The organism is Pseudomonas profundi (assembly GCF_008638305.1).
Lineage (GTDB): Bacteria > Pseudomonadota > Gammaproteobacteria > Pseudomonadales > Pseudomonadaceae > Halopseudomonas > Halopseudomonas profundi.
This window is the reverse complement of record NZ_VTPZ01000021.1, coordinates 21,352-28,230: the sequence shown is the minus strand read 5'-3', so window position 1 is coordinate 28,230 and position 6,879 is coordinate 21,352. Positions and strand designations below refer to the sequence as shown.

Sequence of the window (6,879 nt, the reverse complement as noted above, 5' to 3'; positions counted from 1 at the left end):
CTCGTCGAGACGGAGCTCGACACTCCATAGCGCCCGGTTTCATTTCGGAGCAATGTGCTCATCGGCAGTGCCTTTGGTCGAGTTGGCGTTCTACCTTCCCGGGAAGGCCTGTCTCATACAAACCAGTGTGCGCGATAGCGCGGTCGTCGCTCAGCTATTGCCCACAGCCAGCGCATTCTGCGCGTACTGCTGCCACTGCCGTATCAAATCACGCTGCTCGGCACTGGCGCCGGGTTCAGCCTGTTTGAGACTACTGAGCAACTGATCCCATTGCCCCTGTTCCAACTGTATGCCCGCCGCACGCAGCCAATGTTCGGCTTGTCCACTGCGCGACGCGAGCGCCAGCCAGGCAGCGTGGGCCCGCTCGTGGTCGCGTGCCTGATGCCATAGCTGCGCCAGACGCTCACTGCGTGTCGCATTGCCGGTCAGTAACTGTTCATCCAGCAACGCCTGTAACAGCCGCGCGGCCTGCCAGGGCGCACCGGCGCGTACCTGTAGCGCCACCAGGTTATCCAGATCTGACGCACTGAACCGGATACCCGACTCATAGGCCAGCCGGAGTGTCGCCGCGGCAGCCACCTGGCGGCCGCCCTGACTCTGCACGCCCGCCAGCTGTCGCCAGGTTTGCATATTCTCCGGTTCACGCTTGAGCAATACCTTGAGCCAGCGCTCCGCTTCACGGTAGCGTTCCAGGCGTTGATTCATGCCGGCGAGCAACTGATACCAGGAGGATTCGACACCCGGCTCCACCGCGACTACCTGCTCGGCAATGGGGATCGCCTTGCTGTACTGCTGCAAGCGACTGTACGCCTGAACCAACAATCGCTTCGGCTGATTACTCAATGCCTCCTGCGCATGTTCGCGCTCCAGCAAGGTGACGGCTTCGCGGTAGCGCTCCTGCATGATCAGCAACTGCGCCAGATTGATCCGGTCCTGTCGTGCGGCTTCATCAGACAATTGATCATGCGCCAGCGCCTTGCGCAGCCAATCGATCGCTTCGGCATTGCGGTCGCGGGCGATGGCCAGATATCCCAACCGCTGCTCCACCAGAGCGCGCTCCAGGCTGCCGTCGCCCGCTTGCTCCAGGGCAGATTCCAGGCGGGACTCAGCGCGGGCGTGGTCGCCAGCTTCCTGCGCCTGTTGCGCCGAATTCAGGGCGCTGAATACGCCGGGATTAATGGCCTGCTGCGCGTGTGCAGCGCCAGCAGAGAGCACCAGACAAAAACTCAGAACAGATAGGGAATAGCGCAGGCGATTCATCAGCGTCCTCCATCAAGTTTGAAGTACAGCGTCTTGGTTGCTTCCCTCGCCACTGGCTGGCCGTTTTCCCTACGGGGAGCAAACCTCCAACGGCTTGCCGCCCGGCGCGCTTCACGATCAAACACACCCCGTGGCTCGGCATGCGTCACCCGCAGATTATCCACCCTGCCCTCTGCAGTTATGGTGAAAGCCAGCGTCACCTCACCCTCAATACCGGCCGCCAATGCCCGTTGCGGATAGTTGGGCGGGACGTCGTTCAGCGGCGTAACCTCTTCCGCCAGCGCGGGCTGGGTGTCCATCGCCGGCGCCGTTACTGGGGCCGGCGGAGTGCTTTGAACTTCCGCGGCGGTCAGTCCTTCGAGTTTGGGAGCAGTGCTCAGGCTGATCTGAGCGTCAATACTCGGAACCTCGATGTTCAGATCAAGCTCTGCACTGACTTGCGGCTGCTGTTGTGGGGGCGTGGGCTGGGGCGTCGGCTCAGGCGGCTGCGGCCGGTCAGGCGCTTCGCGCGGCTGACGCTCGCGGCTTTCGCTGGTGCTATCGCTGACACTGCGCACGAAGCTGACCCGCGCCAGCTCCTGATCCGGGGTACTGTCATCACGCGGCGGCATCACCAACACCACCATCAGCGCAAACAGCGCCAGGGCTATCAGCAGCGCACCGAGAAAGCTCAACAGCAATCGCATCAGCGGCTTCCGTTGCCGGCGGTCGCAGCCAGGGCGACATCCTGCACACCGGCCAGACGCACCTGGTCCATCACCTGGATCACCAGACCGCTGCGTGAATCCTGATCGGCCTGCACCACCACACTGCTGTCGGGCTGGTCTACGCGCATGCGCTCTACCGCAGCACGCACTGCACGAATATCCACCTGCTGGCCATCCATCCAGATTTCACCGCTCGGGCTGACGGCAATCAGAATATTACCCTTGGGCTGCTCGGAGGCGCTGGCGGCCGAGGGCGTCTGCACGGTAATCCCAGCTTCCTTGATGAAAGAGCTCGTGACGATAAAGAAGATCAGCATGATGAAAACGATATCCAGCATCGGGGTCAGATCGATCCCGGCTTCTTCATCATTGGTTGCGGTATGTCTGCGCATGCGCATAAAAATAAACCCTAGTCGTGACGCAGTTTGTCGGTCAGGCGCTGGAAGGCGCGACGGGACTGTTGATCCAGCCGTGCCAGGCAGAACAGTCCGCTGATGGCGATGACCATGCCGGCCATGGTCGGCACGGTCGCGCGGGAAACGCCGGAGGCCATGGCGCGCGGGTTGCCATTGCCGCTCAACCCCATGACATCGAATACCTGGATCATGCCGGTTACCGTTCCCAGCAGCCCCAGCAGCGGGCACAGAGCAATCAGCACCCGCACCATCGGCACGCTGCGGTTGAGCCGCATCTGCGCCTGCGATAGCCAGGCAGTGCGGATATGGCGCGCTGCCAGGCTGCGTCGCTCGGTTCGCCCCAGCCAATCACTGCGAAGCGCGCGGGCTTCCCTGGGGAAGACCCGAGCAAGAAACCACAGCCGCTCAAGCATCAGCGTCCACAGCAGAATGGTGGCGCACAGAATGGCCCACAGCACCCAGCCGCCGCTGTCAAAAAAGTCCTGCAAATGCAGCAGGCCTTCACTCACCCTTGCGCTCCTCGCCGCCGAGATGCAGCGCGATCAGGCCGGCACTTTGCTGCTCCAGCACCTGGATCAGGGCTTTGCTGCGTGCCGCCACCAGGCCATGCAGGAACAACAATGGAATCGCCACGACCAGGCCCAGTACCGTGGTGACCAACGCCTGGGAAATGCCCCCGGCCATGAGTTTCGGGTCTCCCGTGCCGTACAGCGTGATCGCCTGGAAGGTGGCGATCATGCCGGTAACCGTCCCCAGCAGACCCAGCAGCGGCGCCACGGCCGCAAGCAGCTTGATCAGCCCCTGCCAGCGATCGAGCTTGGGGGTTTCCTTCAGGATGGCTTCGTCCAGTTTGAGCTCGAGTGTGTCCAACTCCTCAAGCTTCGGCTGACTGCCAATAACGCCCAGCACACGGCCCAGCGGATTGTCGTCGCTCAGGCGATCCAGGCTGTCAATCTGCCGATCGACCCGCGCATTGGTGCGGTGCAGCCATACCAGCCTGGCTAACGCCAATAGCAAACCAAGCACCCCCAGCGCCATGATCACGTATCCCACTACGCCGCCCTGCCGCGCTCGCTCCAGCAGTGACGGAGTCAACTGGATCTGCTGGATCACGTTGCCGCGGGTCGGGTCGACGTGGAGATCCGCCAGCGAGTCGCGGGGCGCGACAAAATCTTCGACCAGGCCGCGCCCGGCAGGCTGGCGTGCTGCGACAAGCAGCCGGTCAGCCTCGGGCTGATAGATCAGATACTGATCATCCTGCAGCGCAGTAAAAGGACCGACGCTGACCACCGGCAAGGTTTGCTGTTCACCGTCCAGGCCGACGACTGGCGCTTCAAAGCGGCTGACCTTACCGCTGGCGGTCATGTCCTGCTGGAGCATGAACCAGAACTGTTCCAGCGATTCGATAGTAGGAATACCGCGGCTCTGCGATAACGCCTCCAGCTGATCCATGCGCTCGGGGAACTGCAGATTCAACAGCGAATCCTGCCACTGGCCCTGGGTATCGCCGGCGATCTGCCGGACCACACCGAACAGCTCGCCAAGATTTCCGCTGCGCTGGGCAAGCTCCGCCTCGCCTTCAGCCAATGCCGCTTCCAGCTCATCAAACTCGGCCTTCAGCCGATCAGCCTCGGCCTGAACTTCCGCCAGCTCGGCTTCAGCCGCTTCAACTTTACGTTGTTGCTGGTCACGCTCGGCAATAAACGCCGCTTCGCGGGCCTGCATGGCCTGCTGCTCCTGGCTGCGCACTTCGCGAATATCGCGCAGCAACTCATCAAGGCTGACAGGTTGAGCCGCGGCAAGCGGCGCCAGCGTGGCAAGGATACAACTGATGACGAGGCGCTTCATGGTGCGTCTCCCTGCGACTCAACCGGCGGCAACGGCAACCGCAGCATGACCGGCGTCTGTTGCTGATTAGCGATATTCAGCCCTTGCTGTAACGTGCGGTGATAATCATCCGACAGCTCAGCCCATTGCTTTCCGGCGGCGTCCCAATAACCCTGACGACGCCCATCGAGCGTCTGGTAGAACAGCATCACCCTGCCCAATCGCAGAAAGTCGACGACGCGTTGGCTGCCGTCCACTTCCAGCGGGCCGCGCCAGGCTTCGAGGGTGCGGCCGTAGTCACTTTCGATCTGATACGCCTCGAGCACGCGGCGGTATTTTTCCGCCACGCTGACATCGGGCTGCGCCATCAACTCGCGCAGCTGCGCGAGCCGTTCGTTGCGCTCATCCAGCTGAAACGGCACATCAAGCGAAACGAATGTTCCCAGCGAATCGAGCATGCGCTGCAACATTGGCAAGACTTCACGCTGGGTTTCCTCGATGCTCTCCAGCTGGGCTTGCAGCGACTCGAGTTCGCCGCGCTGAGTCTCCACCATTTCAGCCAGCTGCTGATTGTATTCAACCAGTTGCTCGCGCTGCTGTATGGCCTGGCGATATCGCTGCAGGGCATCACGGGTGGCGTCGTCCAGCGCCTCGATACGTTGTTGGGACTCGCGAGCCTCGCCCATCAGTCTTTCACTTTCGGATAACGCTCGGTCGCTGGCATCCTGCGCCAGCAACGCACCTGGCATGCAGGCCAGGATCAACAACCAGACAACCTTCATTAAACGTCTCCCAGACGCCGGCTCGATTGAGCTCGACCACAAAAGAGACTCATTATCATCTGTGCGCCGGCAGACTTCAACCGTGCGTGGCGCCCCGTCGCAGGTCAGAGCGGGCGTCCATTGCTCCAGGTCAATGTTTGGATGGTCTGAACCACGTAAAGTCAGCCCATCGATACCCATCCAGGAGTACCCATATGTCACGCTTCGCTACAATCGCCGCCAGCCTTCTCATTGCCCCGGCACTTCTCGCCGCTTCCGTCGCTCAGGCTCATCAGGCGGGGGACGTTATCGTCCGTGCCGGTGCGGTGACGGTTGATCCGCGGGAAGATAGTTCGGGCATCGAAGCAGGCGGGCAGACTCTCGGCGGTAAGGCGACCTTGGATAGCAATACCCAGCTAGGCCTGAACTTCGCCTATATGCTGACCGATAATGTCGGGATTGAGTTGCTGGCCGCGACGCCATTTAAGCATGACGTTGGGATATCCGGGCTCGGGGGTCTTGATGGCAAGCTAGGCACTATCAAACACTTGCCACCGACTCTGAGCGCCGTCTGGTACCCGATGCAAAACAGTTCCGCGTTCCAGCCTTATGTCGGCGCGGGCGTGAACTTCACCTGGTTCTTCGACGAGGAACTGAGCAGCGCCCGGGAGGCCGTTGGGTTTGATGGTTTCCGACTCGATAACTCCTGGGGCCTGGCCGGTCAAGTCGGCGCGGATTTCATGCTGACTGATAACGTCATGCTGAACGCGCAGGTGCGCTATATCGACATCAGCACCACCGGCAAAACCAGCCTTGGCGGCGCCCGGGTAGAAGTGGATGTTGACGTTGACCCATGGGTCTACATGGTCGGCCTGGGCTACAAGTTCTAAGTATTCTCGAGCTGCCACAAGCAAACGGCCGCTGATGCGGCCGTTTCGTTATGCGGACTCGAAACTCTTGAGCAGTTCCGGCAACTGGCTACGCCATGAACGTGGCTTGATGCCGTAGGTCATCAGAATCTTGCGGCTCACCAACGAGGCGTTCTGCGGCTCCAGGCCTGCCATCGGTTGAGTATTGAACGGTACGGGTTGAATTACCGGATCCTTGTCCAGCCGGTGGGTAGCCAACAACTCTTGAGTCACACTCTGTGCAAAGCTGATCCAGGTGGTGGGCTCGGTGCTGCCGTAATGGTAGACCCCATGCACCGGCGCCTCGCAATCCAGCTGTTTGAGTACGGCCAGCATGACTCGCGCTGCGTCCGCGACCGGCGTCGGATTACCGCGCCACTCCTCGGCCAGCTGGACTGGATCCTGGTGTTGCAGTTGGTTAAGGAGGCGACCGAGCTGACCGTCCGGCGAACTATCGAGCAGCCAGCTGAAGCGCAGAATCAAATACCTGTCGCCGGCATTGCGAATCAGCTTCTCCAGTGTCGCGTGCAGCTCACCCACCGATTCGCCCGGGGCCGGCTTGTCCCGTTCGGTATAGGTGGTTTTCTTCAAGCCATCAAACACGCGGGTGCTTGATACCATAAAAGGGGTGATACCGCGCGACAAGCACGCCGTGATCAGTTGCTCACCATAAGCCCGCTGGCTGGCCAGCTGGGGCTCATTGTGCAGGCTCAGTTGGAACTGTTCATGGTAATAGGCAAGGTCGATGACGAGATCAGGCTGAAAGATGTCGAGGCAATCGTCTATCGTGCCGTCCAACCAGCCACCCTGTGGGCGTGCTGGTGCGTCAACTCTGACTGACTCTGTCGCCGCCTGGGACAGGAAGGCCTGTCCCAGCCGGGACTCCCCTCCAAGCAGCAATACCCGCATTCGCATTCACTTGCCCTTGTTTCTGCTCGTAGGCGCACATTGTGCAGTGTTTGCCCCGCTCCCGTCACCCCAGCCGTACTGCCGGGCTACG

Annotated in this window: 8 protein-coding genes; 1 reads left to right on the top strand and 7 read right to left on the bottom strand. The window is 61.2% G+C overall.

Annotation, left to right across the window (positions count from 1 at the left end; all coding sequences use genetic code 11):
* Nucleotides 1-150: 150 nt before the first annotated feature.
* From FZE95_RS18745 to FZE95_RS18720, 6 genes are read right to left on the bottom strand one after another with little or no spacing between them, the layout of a single operon-like run.
* On the bottom strand, nucleotides 151-1,260 hold the full coding sequence (locus FZE95_RS18745; RefSeq protein WP_150302345.1) for a tetratricopeptide repeat protein: 1,110 nt from the start codon (nucleotides 1,258-1,260) through the stop codon (nucleotides 151-153).
* On the bottom strand, nucleotides 1,260-1,946 hold the full coding sequence (locus FZE95_RS18740; RefSeq protein WP_150302344.1) for an energy transducer TonB: 687 nt from the start codon (nucleotides 1,944-1,946) through the stop codon (nucleotides 1,260-1,262). The genes FZE95_RS18745 and FZE95_RS18740 overlap by 1 nt, the downstream gene beginning before the upstream one ends.
* Nucleotides 1,946-2,365, bottom strand: a complete 420-nt coding sequence (locus FZE95_RS18735; protein WP_150302343.1) for an ExbD/TolR family protein — start codon at nucleotides 2,363-2,365, stop codon at nucleotides 1,946-1,948. The genes FZE95_RS18740 and FZE95_RS18735 overlap by 1 nt, the downstream gene beginning before the upstream one ends.
* Before the next feature lie 11 nt (nucleotides 2,366-2,376).
* On the bottom strand, nucleotides 2,377-2,892 hold the full coding sequence (locus FZE95_RS18730; protein ID WP_223825131.1) for a MotA/TolQ/ExbB proton channel family protein: 516 nt from the start codon (nucleotides 2,890-2,892) through the stop codon (nucleotides 2,377-2,379).
* Nucleotides 2,885-4,231 (bottom strand): MotA/TolQ/ExbB proton channel family protein, encoded by a 1,347-nt coding sequence (locus FZE95_RS18725; RefSeq protein ID WP_150302342.1) that lies wholly within the window; start codon nucleotides 4,229-4,231, stop codon nucleotides 2,885-2,887. Before FZE95_RS18725 ends, FZE95_RS18730 begins: the two co-directional genes overlap by 8 nt.
* Nucleotides 4,228-4,992 carry a DUF3450 domain-containing protein gene (locus FZE95_RS18720; protein WP_150302341.1) on the bottom strand — a complete coding sequence of 255 codons (765 nt, stop codon included), beginning with the start codon at nucleotides 4,990-4,992 and terminating at the stop codon, nucleotides 4,228-4,230. Before FZE95_RS18720 ends, FZE95_RS18725 begins: the two co-directional genes overlap by 4 nt.
* Before the next feature lie 194 nt (nucleotides 4,993-5,186).
* Here FZE95_RS18720 and FZE95_RS18715 point away from each other — a divergent pair, with 194 nt between their 5' ends.
* A complete protein-coding gene (locus FZE95_RS18715) occupies nucleotides 5,187-5,861 on the top strand; it encodes an OmpW/AlkL family protein (protein WP_150302340.1) in 675 nt (224 codons plus the stop codon).
* A 48-nt stretch (nucleotides 5,862-5,909) separates the two neighbouring features.
* Here the strand turns inward: FZE95_RS18715 and FZE95_RS18710 are convergent, their stop codons facing one another.
* The gene (locus FZE95_RS18710) at nucleotides 5,910-6,794 is read right to left on the bottom strand and encodes a sugar nucleotide-binding protein (protein ID WP_150302339.1); all 885 of its coding nucleotides are present in this window, start codon (nucleotides 6,792-6,794) and stop codon (nucleotides 5,910-5,912) included.
* Between the last annotated feature and the right edge of the window lie 85 nt (nucleotides 6,795-6,879).

Excerpts from the sequence above, each read along its gene's own strand:
- FZE95_RS18735 (WP_150302343.1), bottom strand. The coding sequence starts at position 2,365 with ATGCGCATGCGCAGACATACCGCAACCAATGATGAAGAAGCCGGGATC.
- FZE95_RS18745 (WP_150302345.1), bottom strand. The coding sequence starts at position 1,260 with ATGAATCGCCTGCGCTATTCCCTATCTGTTCTGAGTTTTTGTCTGGTG.
- FZE95_RS18715 (WP_150302340.1), top strand. The coding sequence starts at position 5,187 with ATGTCACGCTTCGCTACAATCGCCGCCAGCCTTCTCATTGCCCCGGCA.
- FZE95_RS18720 (WP_150302341.1), bottom strand. The coding sequence starts at position 4,992 with ATGAAGGTTGTCTGGTTGTTGATCCTGGCCTGCATGCCAGGTGCGTTG.
- FZE95_RS18710 (WP_150302339.1), bottom strand. The coding sequence starts at position 6,794 with ATGCGAATGCGGGTATTGCTGCTTGGAGGGGAGTCCCGGCTGGGACAG.
- FZE95_RS18725 (WP_150302342.1), bottom strand. The coding sequence starts at position 4,231 with ATGAAGCGCCTCGTCATCAGTTGTATCCTTGCCACGCTGGCGCCGCTT.
- FZE95_RS18740 (WP_150302344.1), bottom strand. The coding sequence starts at position 1,946 with ATGCGATTGCTGTTGAGCTTTCTCGGTGCGCTGCTGATAGCCCTGGCG.